This window comes from Paracoccus sp. MKU1, from assembly GCF_001447385.1.
GTDB lineage: Bacteria > Pseudomonadota > Alphaproteobacteria > Rhodobacterales > Rhodobacteraceae > Paracoccus.
The window spans coordinates 60,563-76,660 of sequence record NZ_LLWQ01000213.1 but is presented as its reverse complement, the minus strand read 5'-3'; the positions used below and the strand labels follow the sequence as shown (position 1 = coordinate 76,660).

The 16,098-nt window shown below is 69.0% G+C and carries 16 protein-coding genes; 8 read left to right on the top strand and 8 right to left on the bottom strand.

Features of this window, described 5'->3' with window-relative positions:
* Nucleotides 1-344 (bottom strand): biotin carboxylase N-terminal domain-containing protein (locus tag AQY21_RS22600; RefSeq protein ID WP_304438433.1); only part of this gene is annotated, 344 nt, incomplete at its 3' end.
* A gap of 95 nt (nucleotides 345-439) precedes the next feature.
* Nucleotides 440-889, bottom strand: coding sequence for a nucleoside deaminase (locus AQY21_RS22595; RefSeq protein ID WP_058099838.1), 450 nt, complete (start codon nucleotides 887-889; stop codon nucleotides 440-442).
* A gap of 231 nt (nucleotides 890-1,120) precedes the next feature.
* Between AQY21_RS22595 and AQY21_RS22590 the strand changes: the two genes are divergently transcribed.
* Nucleotides 1,121-2,509 (top strand): pseudouridine synthase, encoded by a 1,389-nt coding sequence (locus AQY21_RS22590; protein ID WP_058099837.1) that lies wholly within the window; start codon nucleotides 1,121-1,123, stop codon nucleotides 2,507-2,509.
* Between the two features lie 158 nt (nucleotides 2,510-2,667).
* Here the strand turns inward: AQY21_RS22590 and hemP are convergent, their stop codons facing one another.
* Nucleotides 2,668-2,844: a hemin uptake protein HemP gene (hemP, locus tag AQY21_RS27220; protein WP_010394206.1), complete on the bottom strand. Its 177-nt coding sequence runs from the start codon at nucleotides 2,842-2,844 to the stop codon at nucleotides 2,668-2,670.
* 181 nt (nucleotides 2,845-3,025) lie between these two features.
* Nucleotides 3,026-4,018, bottom strand: a complete 993-nt coding sequence (locus AQY21_RS22585) for a zinc ABC transporter substrate-binding protein (RefSeq protein ID WP_058099836.1) — start codon at nucleotides 4,016-4,018, stop codon at nucleotides 3,026-3,028.
* A gap of 80 nt (nucleotides 4,019-4,098) precedes the next feature.
* Here AQY21_RS22585 and AQY21_RS22580 point away from each other — a divergent pair, with 80 nt between their 5' ends.
* The 4 genes from AQY21_RS22580 to AQY21_RS22565 all read left to right on the top strand — a co-directional run bounded on the left by AQY21_RS22580 (nucleotide 4,099) and on the right by AQY21_RS22565 (nucleotide 6,582).
* Complete coding sequence (locus AQY21_RS22580; protein WP_058099835.1) at nucleotides 4,099-4,593, top strand: Fur family transcriptional regulator; 495 nt, start codon at nucleotides 4,099-4,101, stop codon at nucleotides 4,591-4,593.
* Nucleotides 4,590-5,354: a metal ABC transporter ATP-binding protein gene (locus AQY21_RS22575; RefSeq protein ID WP_058099834.1), complete on the top strand. Its 765-nt coding sequence runs from the start codon at nucleotides 4,590-4,592 to the stop codon at nucleotides 5,352-5,354. Before AQY21_RS22580 ends, AQY21_RS22575 begins: the two co-directional genes overlap by 4 nt.
* A gap of 6 nt (nucleotides 5,355-5,360) precedes the next feature.
* Nucleotides 5,361-6,143, top strand: a complete 783-nt coding sequence (locus AQY21_RS22570) for an iron chelate uptake ABC transporter family permease subunit (RefSeq protein ID WP_058099833.1) — start codon at nucleotides 5,361-5,363, stop codon at nucleotides 6,141-6,143.
* 214 nt (nucleotides 6,144-6,357) lie between these two features.
* Nucleotides 6,358-6,582, top strand: coding sequence for a hypothetical protein (locus AQY21_RS22565; RefSeq protein ID WP_369807829.1), 225 nt, complete (start codon nucleotides 6,358-6,360; stop codon nucleotides 6,580-6,582).
* A gap of 191 nt (nucleotides 6,583-6,773) precedes the next feature.
* Here AQY21_RS22565 and AQY21_RS22560 read toward each other — a convergent pair whose 3' ends face one another.
* The 4 genes from AQY21_RS22560 to AQY21_RS22545 form a co-directional block, all read right to left on the bottom strand.
* Complete coding sequence (locus tag AQY21_RS22560; RefSeq protein ID WP_058099831.1) at nucleotides 6,774-7,418, bottom strand: YjbF family lipoprotein; 645 nt, start codon at nucleotides 7,416-7,418, stop codon at nucleotides 6,774-6,776.
* Nucleotides 7,415-9,616, bottom strand: a complete 2,202-nt coding sequence (locus AQY21_RS22555) for a YjbH domain-containing protein (protein ID WP_058099830.1) — start codon at nucleotides 9,614-9,616, stop codon at nucleotides 7,415-7,417. The genes AQY21_RS22560 and AQY21_RS22555 overlap by 4 nt, the downstream gene beginning before the upstream one ends.
* A gap of 89 nt (nucleotides 9,617-9,705) precedes the next feature.
* Complete coding sequence (locus tag AQY21_RS22550; protein WP_058099829.1) at nucleotides 9,706-10,638, bottom strand: hypothetical protein; 933 nt, start codon at nucleotides 10,636-10,638, stop codon at nucleotides 9,706-9,708.
* A 127-nt stretch (nucleotides 10,639-10,765) separates the two neighbouring features.
* Nucleotides 10,766-12,148 (bottom strand): L-serine ammonia-lyase, encoded by a 1,383-nt coding sequence (locus tag AQY21_RS22545; RefSeq protein ID WP_058099828.1) that lies wholly within the window; start codon nucleotides 12,146-12,148, stop codon nucleotides 10,766-10,768.
* A 227-nt stretch (nucleotides 12,149-12,375) separates the two neighbouring features.
* Between AQY21_RS22545 and dusB the strand changes: the two genes are divergently transcribed.
* The 3 genes from dusB to AQY21_RS22530 are packed head-to-tail and all read left to right on the top strand — an operon-like array spanning nucleotide 12,376 to nucleotide 16,055.
* Nucleotides 12,376-13,425, top strand: coding sequence for a tRNA dihydrouridine synthase DusB (gene dusB, locus AQY21_RS22540; RefSeq protein WP_058099827.1), 1,050 nt, complete (start codon nucleotides 12,376-12,378; stop codon nucleotides 13,423-13,425).
* A complete protein-coding gene (locus AQY21_RS22535; RefSeq protein WP_058099826.1) occupies nucleotides 13,422-14,579 on the top strand; it encodes a nitrogen regulation protein NR(II) in 1,158 nt (385 codons plus the stop codon). The genes dusB and AQY21_RS22535 overlap by 4 nt, the downstream gene beginning before the upstream one ends.
* Nucleotides 14,580-14,588: 9 nt before the next feature.
* Nucleotides 14,589-16,055 (top strand): sigma-54 dependent transcriptional regulator, encoded by a 1,467-nt coding sequence (locus tag AQY21_RS22530; protein ID WP_058099825.1) that lies wholly within the window; start codon nucleotides 14,589-14,591, stop codon nucleotides 16,053-16,055.
* Nucleotides 16,056-16,098: the final 43 nt, after the last annotated feature.

The window sequence follows — 16,098 nt, the reverse complement described above, 5'->3', positions numbered from 1 at the left end:
CCGAGCGCCCGCATGGTGTCGGCGCTCGGCCCGATGAAGGCGATGCCGGCGGCGGTGCAGGCATCGACGAAATCGGGGTTCTCGCTCAAGAGCCCGTAGCCCGGATGGATGGCATCGGCGCCGGATTCCTTCGCGACGCGGATGATCTCGGGGATGGACAGATAGGCCGCCACCGGCCCGAGGCCGCCGCCGATGCGGTAGGCCTCGTCCGCCTTGAAGCGGTGCAGGCTCAGCTTGTCTTCCTCGGCATAGACCGCGACCGTCTTCTTGCCCAGCTCGTTCGCTGCCCGCATCACACGGATCGCAATCTCACCACGGTTCGCAATAAGAATCTTTCGGAACATCAGTCCCCCCATGTTCGCCCGGCGGGCATCCTATCCATGCTGCGGTGCAGCGCAAGCACCCTTCGCGACGCTTTCATGACGCGGGTTTTCTCATTTCAGCGGCGTTGGCGAAAGAATTCTTGCAGCAGCCGGCGCGATTCTTCTGCCGAAATGCCGTCCACGATCTCTGGCCGGTGATGGCATTGCGGATGGTCAAAGACCCGCGCGCCATGGCGCACGCCGCCCATGCGCGGGTCCTCGGCGCCGTAATAGAGCACCGCGATCCGCGCAGCCGAGATGGCGGCGGCACACATCGGGCAGGGCTCCAGCGTCACCCAGAGCCGCGCGCCCGGTAGCCGCTCCGAGCCGAGGCGCGCGCAGGCGGCGCGGATCGCCAGGATTTCGGCATGGGCTGTGGGATCGGCCAGTTCGCGGGTGCGGTTGCCAGCGCGGGCCAACTCGGCGCCGTCGGCACCCACCAGCACGGCACCGACCGGCACCTCGCCGCGCCGGGCGGCGGCGCGCGCCTCATCGAGCGCGGCGGGCATGCAGGAAGTGAAAACCATGCGCTTTTCTGATCCGTTGCGGTTGCTGCTGCAATAGCATGGATATTTATACACGGAAGATGCCCTGCATTTCGTCCGGCCCGCCCTGGGGCTTTTCTTCCGTGCCGAAATATCCTGGGAGGTGAGGAGCGTAGCGACGAGGGGGGCGAAGCCCCACTCCGCACTTTCCTTTCTGCCGTCCCGCGCCTAGATTGCGGTCTTTGCCACCGCAGAGATGCGCAGGAGATCGCCATGACCGAAGACAGCCCCCAAACCGCCCCGAATCCGCAGGCCGACCGTATCGCCAAGGTGATGGCCCGCGCCGGCGTCGCCTCGCGCCGCGAGGCCGAGCGCATGATCCTGGAAGGCCGGGTGACGGTGAACGGTAAGAAGATCGACAGTCCGGCGCTGGACGTGACCCCCCAGGACAAGATCCGCGTCGACGGCAAGCCACTGGACGAGCCGCAGGAGACGCGGCTGTGGCTTTATTACAAGCCCCTGGGCCTTGTCACGTCGACCTCGGACGAGAAGGGCCGGCAGACGGTATTCGACGCCCTGCCGCGCGACCTGCCGCGGGTGATGACCGTGGGCCGGCTGGACCTGAACTCCGAGGGGCTGCTGCTGCTGACCAATGACGGCGAACTCAAGCGCCGGCTGGAACTGCCGACCACCGGCTGGCTGCGCCGCTATCGCGTGCGGGTGAACGGCCAGCCCAACGACCTGACATTCGCGCCGCTGCGCCGCGGCGTCACCATCGACGGCGAGGAATTCGCGCCGATGGAGATCAACCTCGACAGCCAGCAGGGTGCCAATGCCTGGCTGACCGTCGGCATCCGCGAGGGCAGGAACCGCGAGATCCGCCGCGCCATGGCCCATGTCGGGCTGATCGTGAACCGGCTGATCCGCATCGGCTATGGTCCGTTCAAGCTGACCGGCCTCGAGGAGAACGAGGTGCGCGAGGTCAAGCGCAAGGTGCTGCGCGACCAGCTGGGCGGGCTCTTGACCGGCGAGACCGAGGAAAAGCCGCGCAGCTTCCGCGAACGCGGCGCAGCCGGGCCGGCCGATGGCGAGGCCCGTCCGCGCAAGCCGCGCCCCGAAGGTGGGCGCAAGCCCTTCGCCCGCCGCGAAGACGGTGATCGCAAGCCCTTCGTGCGGCGTGAGGAGGGTGACCGGAAACCCTTTGCGCGCCGTGAGGACGGTGATCGCAAACCTTTCTCCAAGCGGGCCGATGGCGACCGCAAGCCCTTTGCCAAACGCGAGGATGGTGCGCGTCCCTTTGCGACGCGCGAGGATGGCGAGCGGAAACCCTTCGCACGGCGACAGGATGCGGTGGGCAAACCTGCCCGCGATCCGGCGCGCAAGCCCTTCGGCAAGGGGCCGCGCGACGAGGCGCGGCGCGACGGAGACCGGCCGCAGCGCGGCGGCAAGCCCGGTTTCAAGGGCGGCGCGAAGGCCGAGGGTGAGCGCGGTTTCAAGCCGCGCGGCGACAAGACCGAGGGCGGCTTCAAGCCCAGGGGCGAGGGCAAGCCCAGTCGTTCCTTCAAGCCCGGCAAGCCCGGTGCGAAACCCGGTGCCGCAAAAACCAATCGCGCCCCCGGGAAGGGAGCGCGACCAGAGGGAAAAGGTCCGCGGCGCGGCTGATTGCGCCTCTTTCGGGAAGGGGCGCTGCGACGGGTTACGCCGGGCTGAAAGGATCTGCGGCGCGGAAAATGGTGCCGCCTTCCGGAAATCTGCCGGCGCGGCGGCGTCGCGCCCAGGGCGTCGGCCTCATGCGGACAGGCCGCACCGCCCCTCGCTGCTCACTTGGTCAGGATCAGCTTGCCGGCGCGGGTGATGCGCAGGTTGTACACCTGGTCGCCCAGGACGATCAGCGCCTGATTGCCGCCGGCGGTCAGCAATTCGGCGTCATATTCGGGCAGTCGTTGCAGGGCGGTCACGCCGGGACGCGTGAATTCGGCGGGGCGGGTCGCGGTCATGTCCAGTTCCTCGTTTCTGTCGCGGTGAGGCTAACCTGACAAATTTCCTAAGGGATGTCAAAGGAAAATAGTCGGGAATTTTTCGACTGCATAACCAGCCGTTTTGAAAGAAAAAAGACGGGGACCGCATGGGTGCCCGCCTTGCCAACCCCACGCCGGAGGGGCCAAAATCGCAGCAATTCTAGTCTGCGCCCAGGCAATCGGCCATCGCCTCACCCATGCCGCGCAAGATCGCGGTATATAGCCCGGCTCCGGGGGGTGAGCCGGTGCCCTCGGGGTCGAGCGCGGCGCCCTGGCGGATCTCGGTGCCTTCGATCACGGCGGCGATCAGCTTCGGATCGTGATTCGCCTCGGGGAAGGCGCAGACCGCGCCGTTCTCGGCGATCCCGTCGCGAATCGTCTTGAGCCGCGCGGCCGAGGGCGTCGAGGCATCGCCCAGGCTGACCGCGATTCCCGGCTCCAGCCCGTAATGCTCGGTGAAATAGCCGTAGGCGTCATGGAAGACGACGAAACGCTTGCCGCGGGCAGGGGCCAGCGCCGCCTGCAACGCCTCGTCCAGCGCGGCGATGTCCTCGGCGGCCTTCGCGGCGTTGGCGGCATAGCTGGCGGCGTTCTCCGGGTCGCGCCGGGACAGGGCCTCGGCGATGGCGGCAAGCCAGGCCTGTCCATTCGCCGGGTCCAGCCAGGCATGGGGATCGGTGCCGCTGTGATCATGGTCGTGATGCGCTTGCGCCTCGGCATGGCCGTGGTCGCCATGTCCGTGCTCGTGCTCGTGCTCGTGCTCGTGCTCGTGCTCGTGCTCGTGCTCGTGCTCGTGCTCGTCGCCGGCATAGCTGCGGCGATGCGTGGCTGGCAGGTCCAACAGGGTCAGCGACTCGACCTGCGGGGAAAGGCTTGCGACGGCCCGTTCCAGCCAGGGGGTCAATTGCGGGCCGACCCAGATCAGCAGGCCGGCATCCTGCACGCTGCGGGCCTGGCTGGGACGCAACTGGTAGTTGTGGGGATCGCCGCTGGCTTGCAGCAGGATCTCGGGCTGGCCCAGGTCGCCCATGACCTGCTGCACCAAGCCCCCGACGACGGGGATGTCGGTCACCACCTTCGGCGCTTCGGCCAGGGCAGGCAGGCCAGCCGTGCTGAGCGCGGCGGCAAGAACAAGGGAAGGATATCGGATCATCGCGGTCTCGCTTGCAGAAACGCCAAGGTTATTTATGTTATATCGTAACCCGTCAAGCGAAAATGTAACGATATAACATCATGCCCTCTCACGAATCCCCGCCCGATCCGTTTCATGAGCACGACCATGCCCATTGCGCAGCCGCGGTGTTGCGCCGTGCCGAAGACCAGGCGAGGGCCGAGGGCGTGCGCCTGACCCCGGTGCGCCGCCGCGCGCTGGAGATCCTGCTGGAATCGCATCGCGCCATGGGCGCCTATGAGGTGCTGGAGCGGCTCTCGGCCGAAGGCTTCGGCAAGCAGCCTCCGGTGGCCTATCGGGCGCTGGATTTCCTGGTCGAGCAGGGGCTGGCCCATCGCGTCCAGCGCCTGAACGCCTATGCCGCCTGCCTGTCGTCCGAGCGCGACCACTCGCCGGCCTTCCTGATCTGCCGCGGCTGCGAGCAGGTGGCCGAGGCCGATGCGCCCGAGCTGCGGGCGGCGCTGGACCGGCTTGCCGAGGCCACGGGCTTTCGCATCGAGCGCAGCACCGTCGAGCTGCTGGGCCTGTGCGCGCGCTGCACCGAGGCCGGCCTGTGACGGCGCTGATCTGCGCCACCGACCTGTCGGTCAGCCATGGCGGCGATCTGCCGGTGCTGAACCATGTCGATTTCCTGATCCGCCCGGCCGAGATCGTCACCGTGGTCGGGCCGAACGGCTCGGGGAAATCGACGCTGGTGCGGGCGCTCTTGGGCCATGTCGCGCTGGCCTCGGGCCGGGTCGAGCGGGCGCCGGGGCTGCGCATCGGCTATGTGCCGCAGCGGGTGCATATCGAGCGGGCGATGCCGATGACCGTGCGCCGTTTCCTGTCGCTGCCGCGCCGGGTCGGCGATGCGGAGGCCGCCGCCGCGCTGGAGCGGACCGGCGTGCCGGGGCTGGAGGGCCGCCAGATCACCGCGCTGTCGGGCGGGCAGTTCCAGCGCGTGCTGCTGGCCCGGGCGCTGCTCAGCGACCCGCAGCTTCTGGTGTTGGACGAACCGACGCAGGGCCTCGACCAGCCGGGCATCGTCGCCTTCTACAAGCTGATCGAGGAGGTCCGGGCCGAGACCCGCGCCGCCGTGCTGATGGTCAGCCATGACCTTCTGGTGGTCATGCGCGCCTCGGACCGGGTGGTCTGCCTGAACGGCCATGTCTGCTGCGAGGGCACGCCGCAGGCGGTCAGCGCCGCGCCCGCCTATCGCGCCATGTTCGGCGCCGAATCGCAAGGCACGCTGGCGCTTTACCAGCATCACCACGATCACGATCACGACCATGTCGCAGAGGGCCACCATCACGGCCCGGCCTGCGCCCATCCGCATTGAGGCCCCATGCTTGACGATTTCCTGACCCGAGCCGCCCTGGCGGGGCTTGGCCTTGTGCTGGCGACCGGTGCCCTCGGCTCCTTCGTCGTCTGGCGGCGCATGGCCTATTTCGGCGATTCGACCGCGCATGCGGCGATTCTGGGCGTGGCGCTGAGCTTCGTCTTCTCGCTGCCGATCTATCTGGGCACGCTGGCGGTCGCCGTCGCCATGGCGCTGATCGTGGCGCAGCTTACGGCGCGCGGCCAGTCGATGGACACGGTGTTGGGGGTGCTGGCGCATAGCGCGCTGGCGCTGGGGCTGGTGGGCGTCAGCTTCGTGCCCTCGCTGCGGGTGGGGCTGGACGCCTTCCTGTTCGGCGACATCCTGGCGGTGACCCGGGGTGATCTGGCCTGGATCTGGGCCGGCGCAACGGCGGTCCTGGGCCTGCTGATCTGGCGCTGGCAGAGGCTGGTGACGGCCTCGGTGAACGAGGAGCTGGCCATGGCGGCGGGAATCGATCCGGCGCGCGAACGGCTGATCCTGTCGCTGGCTCTGGCGCTGGTGGTGGCCATCGCGATTCGCATCGTCGGGGCGCTGCTGATCTCGGCCATGCTGATCGTGCCGGCGGCGGCGGCGCGGGGATTCTCTGCAACGCCCGAGCAGATGGCCGGTTCCGCCACCCTGATCGGTGCCATCGCGGTTCTTGGCGGACTATGGGCCAGCCTGTGGCTGGACACGCCTGCCGGCCCCTCGATCGTGGCGATTTCTGCGATGATTTATGCTGTGACATTAGTGATTTGTAGGAAATGACCAGTGTGCCGGCATAGGCAAGGACCCGCGAGTTTCCGCCGATCTGACGGCAGCATCTCGCCTAGCGTCACGAGTGTTGGCTATTATGCAACAGTCGCCTGAGGCGCGCATGATTTCCCGATCAAGACCGCTTTCCAAGTCCTTGGGATTATGCGACTGTCGCAGCGATGTTGCCGGAAACGGCAGCCGTCAAAGTACTGAACGGAGCATGATCATGACCAAATTCGCTACCTTTGCCCTGGCCCTGGGCCTGTCGGCCTCGACCGCTCTCGCCGGTGGCTATGTTGCCCCGGTCGTCGAAGTCGAGCCGGTTGTCGTTGACGAGAAGCCCGCTTCGACCAACGCTGGCCTTGTCGTTCCGGCTCTGCTGCTGCTGGGCGTTATCGCCGCCATCGCCTCGGACGACGATGACGATGATGACGCGACCCCGGCCGAATAATTTCGGTCCGACGATCGTCGATAAAAGGGCTGGCCTTTGGGTCAGCCCTTTTTTCATGTGTCGTTCCTGCCTGCCCTGCCTGACCGGCCAGGAGCTGTCACCCCAAGCCGGCGCTCCGCATCGCTGCCAGGTGGCGCAAAGGCAAAGGCCCGCCTTGCGGCGGGCCTCGATCCTGCGGGCGGCGGCCTGTCTTACGGCCGCAGTTCCTGGATGGTCACATAGCCAAGCGCCGGGCCGATCCATTGGCGCGAAACGGTGACGCGCCCGCCCTGCACCAGATAGCTATTCTGGAAGCTCAGGCCGAAGCCCTCGCAGCTTTCCACCATCACCCCAGGCTTGGGGCCCGGGCCGACGCGGCAATCCAGCGGCAGCGGCCGTTCCAGCCCGTCGCCGGTCCAATAGCGCATCACCCGCCGGGCCTCTCCGCTGCGCCCGGCCAGCACCAGCGCGGCCGAGCTCGACATTTCTGCCACCGACAGGTCGTTCCCCAGCCCGCGCGTTCCGGCCAGCATGCCGTTGCGCAGGATCAACGCCTGCTCGTTCTTGGTCATATAGGTGCGGCTGCCGGCATTCTGGCCGGTCATGGCCAGAACCTGGGTGCTGCCGGCGTTTTCCAGGCCGACCAGGATCAGCGGCCCCGGATTGACCCGCAGCGCCTCGGCCGCCATGGCCGAGGGATCCGGGGCAGGGGCGGGCTCGGCATTCCGCTGCGCCACGCTTTGCCTGGCGGCCTGGGCCAGCTTGCCAAAGACCGAATCGTTGTTGTCCTGGTTGCCGCAGGCGGCCAGCGCGCCCAGCAGCATGCCGCCCAGCAATATCCGTTTCGTCCGGGTCATCGCCAGAACCTCCCCCAACCTTGGTAAAGCTGGCCCGAGTGGCTGTCGCGGACCTTGTCGTAAAGCCTGCCGCCGACGCGCAGGCGCGAGCCGCCGTCGCGCGAGAGCGAGCGGATGTCGCCGCCGACGCGACGCAGCGACGGTTCGCCCGTGCCCCAGCCCAGCGGGATCGAGATCGTCACGCCCTTGTCGAACGAGCCTTCGCCGAATTCCTCGGTGCTCATGTCGGTCTTGGTGACCCAGCCGCCAATTTTCCAGCCATTGGCAAATTCGCGACTGAGCGTCAGCGTGGCGCCCTTGTCTCCGGCCAGATACTTGCCGACATCCAGCTGCGCGGTGATGCCGTTGCTGAATTCGTAATAGGCCGAGACATGGCCGGTCGTGGTCTCGTAGTCGCGGAAGCCGAAGGCTTCGCGGAAGTCGCGCTTTCGCACCCGGTTGATCTCGGCGCCGATGGCCAGCGGCGAATTGGCCGGCCACCACAGCACCTCGCCCGAGACGCCGCCATAGGCGCGCTCCAGCAGGCCGACGGTCAGGCGGGAATAGACCGTCTCGGTCGGCTTGGCATACCAGGCCAGCGTCAGGTTGGAGATGACCGGGCTGTCATTGCCCGAATACATCCGGCTGTCCGAGCGGACCCGCGGCACGCCGTTCTCGTCGTAATCGCTCTGTTCCGCAGATTCCAACGTCTCGCCGCTCGGCGGCTCCTGCTTGGTGGAACCCAGCACGCGCTGACGGATGGTGCCGGCCAGCACCAGGCCCGGGGTCAATTCGTATTGCCCGCCCAGCTCGGCGCCGACCTCATAGCGGAACGGATCGTCCGGGTCGAAAAGCGAGGTCGAGAGATAGGGTTTCAGCCCCCAGCTGAACCGCGGGAACAGCCCCGGGGTCAGCACCAGGTTGCCGGGGCGCGGATCGGCATCCGTCAGCTGCGCGGCATTGGCGATCTGCCCGGCCTCGGTATTCTCCAGCCGCTCGACATCCGAGCGGCGCAGCACCACCGAGGAGGTCGGAACCCCATCCTCGGACGAGGTGATGACCAGTGTCTCGACCGAGGGCGGCAGGGCTCGGGTCATCAGCCGCGCGGTGCGGCCGATGGCTTCTGCCTGCTGGATATAGCGGTCGTTGCGGATGCGGACCTCGGCGCGGTTGGCGTCCAGCGCCATGCTCTCCAGCACCTGGCCTTCCTTGGCCAGCGCATCGCCAAGCGCCTTCTGGATCGCCGGCTGCGCGGTCGGATCCGCCGCCCATGCGCCCGACCAGCCATCGGGATCGGCGGCGGGGGCCGGCCGGGACCGGACCGGGGCCGGCGCCTTTTCCAGCCCCGAGGGATAGGGCGCCTGACGGGCGTTCATCGCCACGCTGAACTGCAACCCGAACTGCTTGCCGCCAAGGACATAGCCGCCAAGCTGGTAATGCTCGCCGAACTGATAGGTGAAGCCCAGGTTCAGCTGGTTCTTCAGCGGGTCCTTGTCATCCAGCCGGCCCTGGGCGCGGCAATTGTCGGTATCGCCGGTTTCGCAGGCGTAATTGTCGCCGGAATATTCCGCGGTCAGCGTCAGCTGGTCGGTTGCCTGCCAGCTGGCGCTGACGAAGGGCGCGACCTCGCCGCGGAACCATTGATTGACATTGGGCTTGCCCCCTTCGTCGTTGCTGCGCAGGGGGCGGTCGCCAAAGGGGCTGCCGATGCCGCCGGTGCTGGCCAGCCGGCCCCAGCCCAGACCGGCGCTGACGCGCAGGCGTGGGGTCAGGGTCTTGGTGGCGACCAGATATTCGGCGCTGTAGATGCCGGTGCCCATGAAGTCCTGCAACCCGACAGCCACGGCGGGACGCCAGCCCTGCGGATCCTCGTCCAGGAACTGATAGCGCAGATCGAAGCTGCGATCCCAGATATAGCCGCGGGATTCATTGAGGCTTTCGACCCGCGAATAGCGCAGGGCGGCGGTCAGGCGGGGCAGGGCCTGGAACACTATGGTGTTGCGCCGCGCCAGATCGGAATAGGAGATGGTGGCGCCCAGCGTTGCGTCGGGCAGCATTTCGGCGGTCGGCGTGTCGATGCCGCCCGGCAGGCCATAGCTGTTGAAATGGCTGCCGATCATCGGATCGGTGCGGGCCGGGCTGGTGCCGAGACCCAGAAGCAGCGCCACCGGCACGGTCGAAGCCAGCAGGCGGCGGGTAAGGATCGAATGGGCGCGCATCGCGGCTCCTCTCAGGTCGTGGCCCGCGGCGGGGGCAGCGGGGGGCCGACGCCGTGCGGGGCTTGCCGCACGGCGCCCGGGTTTCAGGCTTATTCGCTCGGGGCGGGCGGTTCGGGCAGGATCAGCTGCGGCGCCGGAACGCCGCCGCCGGTCGCCTCCGAGCCGTTGCTGCCGGCCGCCGGGCTTTCCGCAGCCGGAGGCTCCGCGGCGGGGGCGGTCGAAGGCGTGTCCGCCGCCGGGCTCGCGGGCGCCGTGGTCGGAGCTCCGGTCGCCGTGCCTTCGGTCGCGTTGCCGCCGCTGGCCGGGGTCTCGGCCGCGCTGCCCGCCGAGGGGGTGGTCGCCGGGGTCACGGAGGGCGCGGTCGTCTCGGGCGTGCCGGTGGTGGACGGGCCGGTGGTGGGCGCGGTGTCGGTGGTCGCGCTCGCGGGGGCCGTCGCCGGGGTTTCTGCCGCGGGCGTCGTTTCGGGCTTCGCCGCGGGCGCCGCGGGCTTCGGCTGGGCCTTGGGCTTCGGCGCCGCCGAGGAGGCGCGGACCTGGGCCTTGGGCATGCTGTCGGTGGGCACGGCGCAGCCGCTCAGGCGCTGGCTGCCGACGCGCAGCCGCGCGGTGAAGGGCGTCTTCTGGTCGCCCGTCTGGCATTCCGCCGCCTGGATGTTCAGCGCGAAGACCGTGCCGTTCATCGAGCCGATGAACTCGACGCCGCGGCCATAGACCATGCGGCGGACGGCGACGCCGACCGAGCGCGCGCCGGGCCGTTCATAGACGGCGGTCTTGTCGGCGGCGGTCACGGTCCAGCCGGATCCGGCGGCGCGGAACATGGCGGTGTTGAGCGTGCTGGCCTCGGCGGTGGCGACGGGCTTGCCCTCGGCCCCGGTCTCGATCGGTTGTTCCAGCGGCGAGACGCTGGGCGGGCCGGAATGGGCGGCGGCCTCGGGTTCGTCGGATTTCTGGAAGGGCAGTTCGCCGCAGGCGGCAAGGGCCACAGTCATCGAAAGAACGGCGAAGGCCGAACGGAATTTCATCTGCTCTGTCCCGGTTCCATGGGTTTTGCTTATGCTGATTGGCTACAGGAAGCCCGGGACTTGGGCAAGCGCCGACAGGCCCCGGGCGCCGCCAAAGCCCGGGTTTGCGCGATTCTTCGCACGCGGCTCAGCAGTTCGGCACGTTGACGGCCAGCCCGCCCAGCGAGGTCTCCTTGTATTTGTCGCTCATATCGCGGCCGGTCTGGCGCATGGTCTCGATGGCGGCGTCCAGCGGCACGAAATGCTGGCCGTCGCCGCGCAAGGCCAGGCTGGCCGCCGAGACCGCCTTGATGGCGCCCAGGCCGTTCCGTTCGATGCAGGGCACCTGCACCAGCCCCCTCACCGGGTCGCAGGTCATGCCCAGGTGATGCTCCAGCGCGATCTCGGCCGCGTTCTCGACCTGGGTGACAGTGCCGCCCATCGCGGCGCAGATCCCCGCCGCCGCCATGGCGGAGGCCGAGCCGACCTCGGCCTGGCAGCCGCATTCCGCGCCCGAGATCGAGGCGTTGTGCTTGATGAGCCCGCCGATGGCCGCGGCGGTCAGCAGGAATTCGTCGAGCTGGCGTTCCGAGGCGCCCGGAACGTGGTCGAGCCAATAGCGGATCACCGCCGGCACGACGCCCGCCGCGCCGTTCGTCGGCGCGGTCACCACCTGGCCGCCGGCGGCGTTCTCCTCATTCACCGCCATGGCATAGATCGACATCCAGTCGTTGATGACATGCGGTGCGGTCAGGTTCATGCCGGATTCGGCCTTCAGGGCCTCGTGGATGCCCGCCGCGCGGCGGCGGATCGACAGCCCGCCGGGCAGGATGCCGCCGGTGGCCAGCCCCCGGTCCATGCAGTCGCGCATGACCTGCCAGATGCGGTGGATTCCGGCGGAAATCTCGGCATCGCTGCGAAAGACCCGCTCGTTCTCGCGCTTCATCTGGGCGATGGACTTGCCCGATTTTTCGGCCATTTCCAGCATCTCGGCGGCCGAGGCGAAGGGGAAGGGCACCTTGGGCGAGGCATCCGTGCGGGTGTCGTCGCCGCGTGCCGCCAATTCGCCCTCGGTCATCACGAAGCCACCGCCGATGGAGTAATAGACCTCGCGGAAGATCACGTCGCCCTGCGCGTCGGTCGCCATCAGGACCATGCCGTTGGCATGGCCGGGCAGGGCGTGGTCGTAGTCGAAGATCAGGTCGCGCGCCGGGTCGAAGGCCAGATCGCCCAGGTCGCGGGGCGACAGGATCTTCGTCTCGCGGTTTTTCTCCAGCACGGCCTCGGCCGCCTCGGCATCCATGGTTTCGGGCAGGAATCCGGCCAGGCCCAGGATGGTGGCGCGGTCGGTGGCATGGCCCTTGCCGGTGAAGGCCAGGCTCCCATGCAGGCTGGCGCGCAGCCCGTGCGCCCGGAAGGGCTGCTCGCGCAGCGCATCCAGAAAGCGGCCCCCGGCCACCATCGGCCCCATGGTATGGGACGAGGAAGGGCCGACTCCGATCTTGAAGATGTCGAAGACGGAAAGAAACATCGCGCACTCCTAGCTAGCGCGGAAAGCCTAGCCGCCGCGCCCCCGCCAGGCCAGCGCGGTTGCGACAACGGACCTGAAGCTCCGCGACATTTGACGAAACCGGGCCTGCATCCTATTTAGGCAGCAAGCACGAAAAACCGGCAAAATCCGCCGCGGCGCGACAGCGTGCCGATCGGGCACACGCCGTTTTCTTTCGCATCCCCGCCTGCTGGCATACGAGTTTCCCCATGACACTGCCCGAACCCATCACCCTTGGCACCACGCGGCTTGGCCCGCCGGTCTTTCTGGCGCCCATGGCCGGGATCACCGACCTGCCCTTTCGCCGCGCCGTCGCGCGCCATGGCGGAGCGGGGCTGATGGTCAGCGAGATGGTCGCCTCGACCGAGATGGTGACGCCGCGCCCCTCGACGCGCGCCGCGGTGCGCGCCAAGGCGCTGACCGAGGGCGAACTGCCCGTTTCGGTCCAGATCGCCGGCCGCGAGGCGGGGGCGATGGCGGAAACCGCGCGAATCGTCGCCGGCATGGGCGCGCGCATCGTGGACATCAACATGGGCTGCCCGGCCAAGAAGGTCACGGGCGGGCTGTCGGGGGCGGCGCTGATGCGCGACCTCGACCATGCGCTGGGGCTGGTCGAGGCGGTGGTCGCCGCCGTGCCCGACCTGCCGGTGACGCTGAAGATGCGGCTGGGCTGGGACGCGGATTGCCTGAACGCGCCGGAACTCGCGCGCCGCGCCGCCGGGGCCGGGGTGCGGATGCTGACCGTGCATGGCCGCACCCGGGCGCAATTCTATACCGGCAGCGCCGACTGGGCGGCGATCCGCGCGGTGGCGAACCTGCCGGGCCGGCCGCCGCTGGTCGCCAATGGCGACGTGGTGGACGCCGCCAGCGCCCGCGCTGCCCTGCACCAGTCCGGCGCCGATGCGGTCATGGTCGGGCGGGGCGCGCAGGGGGCGCCTTGGCGGCTGGCGCAGATCGCGCACGAGCTTTGGGGCACCCCCGCGCCCGAGGTGCCGCAAGGCGCGGCGCTGGCCGAGGCGGTGGCCGAGCATTACGACGACATCCTGTCGCTATACGGGCGCGAGCTGGGCCTGCGCGTCGCCCGCAAGCACCTGGGCTGGTATGCCGAGGCGAACGGTGCCCCGAACCGTGCCGAGCTTCTGCGCGCGCCCACCCCCGAGACCGCGCTGGCCGCGATCCGCGCCGGCTTCGGTGATGCCGATTCTGCGCTGGTTGATGCTGTCCATGCCAATGCCCAGGCCACCGAGGTGCCTTCATGACAGTCCGGGCTAGGTCCGACATGCTGCCCGATCCCGAGATGGAAACCGGCGGCGGCTTTGTCCCGGCAGAGGTCGGGCCGAACTGGTCGGCGCTTCCGCTGCCCGCGATCATCCTGGACGCAGAGGGCCGCATCGCGGCGATGAACGACCTGGCCGAGGCCTTTCTGAACATCTCTTGCCGCTCCTCGCTGGGGCAGGCGCTGGAGGGGCCCGAGATGCTCAAGCGGCTGCGCATCGTGCCCACGCTGGGCTCGATCCTCGAACGCATGCGCGAGGGGCACGAGGCGCTGAACCGCGCCGGGGTGCGCTTCGAGATCGGCGACCGCTCGGGCGGGCATTCCGACCGCATCGCCACCGTCCATGCCGGCCATGCCCCCAGTCCCGAGGGCGGCACCGTCATCCTGCTGGCGCCGGCCGATGGCGGCGGCAGGCTGGGGCAGGGGCAGGCGGCGCGCTCGGCCGCGCGCTCGGCCATCGGCATGGCCGAGATGCTGGCGCATGAGATCAAGAACCCGCTGGCCGGCATCCGCGGCGCGGCGCAGCTGATCGGCATGAACCTCAAGGCCGAGGACCGTGACCTTGCCGACCTGATCGTCGCGGAATCGCGCCGTATCGTCGAATTGCTGGACCAGGTGGAACGCTTCGGCGACACCTCGGCGCCCCGGCTTTCCGCCGTGAACGTGCATGACGTGCTGGAGCGGGTGCGCCGCTCGGCCGCGGTGGGCTTCGGCAAGGGGCTGCGCATTGCGCCCGATTACGACCCCTCGCTGCCACCGGCGTTGGTCGATGCCGACCAGCTGGTGCAGGTCTGCCTGAACCTGGTCAAGAACGCTGCCGAGGCGATCGGCCGGACGGGGCAAGGCGGCGTCATCCGCCTGCGCAGCTTCTACGACGGCACCCTGCGCCTGGCGCCGACCGAGGCCGAGCCGCAGGGCCGCAGCCTGCCCTTGCAGATCGAGATCGAGGATGACGGCCCCGGCATCCCCGAATCGCTGATCGCCGAGGTTTTCGAGCCCTTCGTCTCGGGGCGCGAGAACGGCACCGGCCTTGGCCTGGCGCTGGTCTCCAAGATCGTCACCGACCATGGCGCCTGGATCGCGCTGGAATCCCGCCCGGGTCGCACCGTTTTCCGCATTTCACTGCCCAAAGCCTGAGGTTTTCCCATGGACGGCACCGTTCTGATCGCTGACGACGACCGCACCATCCGCACGGTCCTGACCCAGGCCCTGACCCGCGCCGGCTGCCGGGTCCACGCCACCGGCTCGTTGTCGCAGCTGCTGCGCTGGGTCGAGGAGGGGCGCGGCGATCTGGTCATCACCGACGTGATGATGCCCGACGGCAACGGCATCGACATGATCCCGGCGATCCGCAAGGCGCGGCCCGACCTGCCGGTGATCGTGATCTCGGCCCAGAACACCATCGTCACCGCCATCCGCGCCACCGAGGCGGCGGCCTTCGACTATCTGCCGAAGCCCTTCGACCTGCCCGACCTGATGACCCGGGCCGGCCAGGCGCTGTCGCGGGTGCGCAGGTCCGAGCCGGCCGCGGCGGTCTCGGCCCCGGCCCCGGCCCCGGCGCCGGAATCCGGCGCCGATCCGGCCCTGCCGCTGATCGGCCATGCCCCGGCGATGCAGAACCTGTTCCGCATGGTGGCGCGGGTGCTCAATGCCGACCTGCCGGTGATGATCGCCGGCGAGGCGGGGGTGGGCAAGACCGTGGTCGCGCGCTCGTTCCACGACCTCTCGGACCGGCGCGAGGCGGGTTTCGTGGTGCTGACCTCGGCCGACCTGTCCGAGGAGACGATCCACAGCGCCGTCGAGCGGGCGCAGGGCGGCACGCTGCTGATCGAGGATCCGGCCGGCTTCGACTCCGCCGCCCAGGCCCGGCTGATCGGCATGATCGAGGCTTGGGAGGTCGGTCCCGGCCGCAACCTGATGCCACGCCTGGTCTCGACCACCGGCCCCGATCCGCAGGCCGACGTGGCTTCGGGCCGGCTGCGGGCGGACCTGTATTACCGGCTGGCCGGGGTAACGGTCACCGTGCCGCCGCTGCGGGCGCGGGTGGACGACATCCCGCCGCTGGCCCGGCACCTGCTGGCTCGCGCCGCCGCGCAGGGCCTGCCGCAGCGCAGGCTGTCCGAGGGCGCGACGGCGCTGATCCGCGCCTATCCCTTCCCGGGCAACGTGCGCGAGCTGGAAAACATGATGCGCCGCCTGGCGCTGACCGCCGCCGCGGCCGAGATCACCGAGGTCGAGGCCGCCGCCGCGCTGGCCGAGTCGAGCCCCATCGTGCCGCAGGCCCCGGTAACGGCGCCGGCCGCCCGGCCCGCCGCCGCCAGCCCCGCCGCCTTGGTCACGCCGCTGGGCGAGCCCGCGAACATGCGGCTGGCGCAATCGGTCGAGATGCATCTGCAACGCTATTTCGACCTGCATGGCGACGAGCTGCCGCCGCCCGGCCTTTATGACCGCATCCTGCGCGAGATCGAAAAGCCTTTGCTGGAGATCGCGCTGGACGCCACCGGCGGAAATCAGCTGCGTTGTGCCGATCTTCTGGGCATCAATCGCAATACCTTGCGCAAGAAACTGACCGACCTGAATATCGAGGTGACACGGCGCCGCAAACTGATGTAAAACGGCCACAGATGGCCTTGCGAGAGTCGCTGAACGGCCACAG

What these genes read in the sequence shown, in the direction of transcription:
- AQY21_RS22595 (WP_058099838.1), bottom strand. Translation starts at nt 889, where the DNA reads ATGGTTTTCACTTCCTGCATGCCCGCCGCGCTCGATGAGGCGCGCGCC.
- AQY21_RS22590 (WP_058099837.1), top strand. Translation starts at nt 1,121, where the DNA reads ATGACCGAAGACAGCCCCCAAACCGCCCCGAATCCGCAGGCCGACCGT.
- hemP (WP_010394206.1), bottom strand. Translation starts at nt 2,844, where the DNA reads ATGACCGCGACCCGCCCCGCCGAATTCACGCGTCCCGGCGTGACCGCC.
- AQY21_RS22585 (WP_058099836.1), bottom strand. Translation starts at nt 4,018, where the DNA reads ATGATCCGATATCCTTCCCTTGTTCTTGCCGCCGCGCTCAGCACGGCT.
- AQY21_RS22580 (WP_058099835.1), top strand. Translation starts at nt 4,099, where the DNA reads ATGCCCTCTCACGAATCCCCGCCCGATCCGTTTCATGAGCACGACCAT.
- AQY21_RS22570 (WP_058099833.1), top strand. Translation starts at nt 5,361, where the DNA reads ATGCTTGACGATTTCCTGACCCGAGCCGCCCTGGCGGGGCTTGGCCTT.
- AQY21_RS22565 (WP_369807829.1), top strand. Translation starts at nt 6,358, where the DNA reads ATGACCAAATTCGCTACCTTTGCCCTGGCCCTGGGCCTGTCGGCCTCG.
- AQY21_RS22560 (WP_058099831.1), bottom strand. Translation starts at nt 7,418, where the DNA reads ATGACCCGGACGAAACGGATATTGCTGGGCGGCATGCTGCTGGGCGCG.
- AQY21_RS22555 (WP_058099830.1), bottom strand. Translation starts at nt 9,616, where the DNA reads ATGCGCGCCCATTCGATCCTTACCCGCCGCCTGCTGGCTTCGACCGTG.
- AQY21_RS22550 (WP_058099829.1), bottom strand. Translation starts at nt 10,638, where the DNA reads ATGAAATTCCGTTCGGCCTTCGCCGTTCTTTCGATGACTGTGGCCCTT.
- AQY21_RS22545 (WP_058099828.1), bottom strand. Translation starts at nt 12,148, where the DNA reads ATGTTTCTTTCCGTCTTCGACATCTTCAAGATCGGAGTCGGCCCTTCC.
- dusB (WP_058099827.1), top strand. Translation starts at nt 12,376, where the DNA reads ATGACACTGCCCGAACCCATCACCCTTGGCACCACGCGGCTTGGCCCG.
- AQY21_RS22535 (WP_058099826.1), top strand. Translation starts at nt 13,422, where the DNA reads ATGACAGTCCGGGCTAGGTCCGACATGCTGCCCGATCCCGAGATGGAA.
- AQY21_RS22530 (WP_058099825.1), top strand. Translation starts at nt 14,589, where the DNA reads ATGGACGGCACCGTTCTGATCGCTGACGACGACCGCACCATCCGCACG.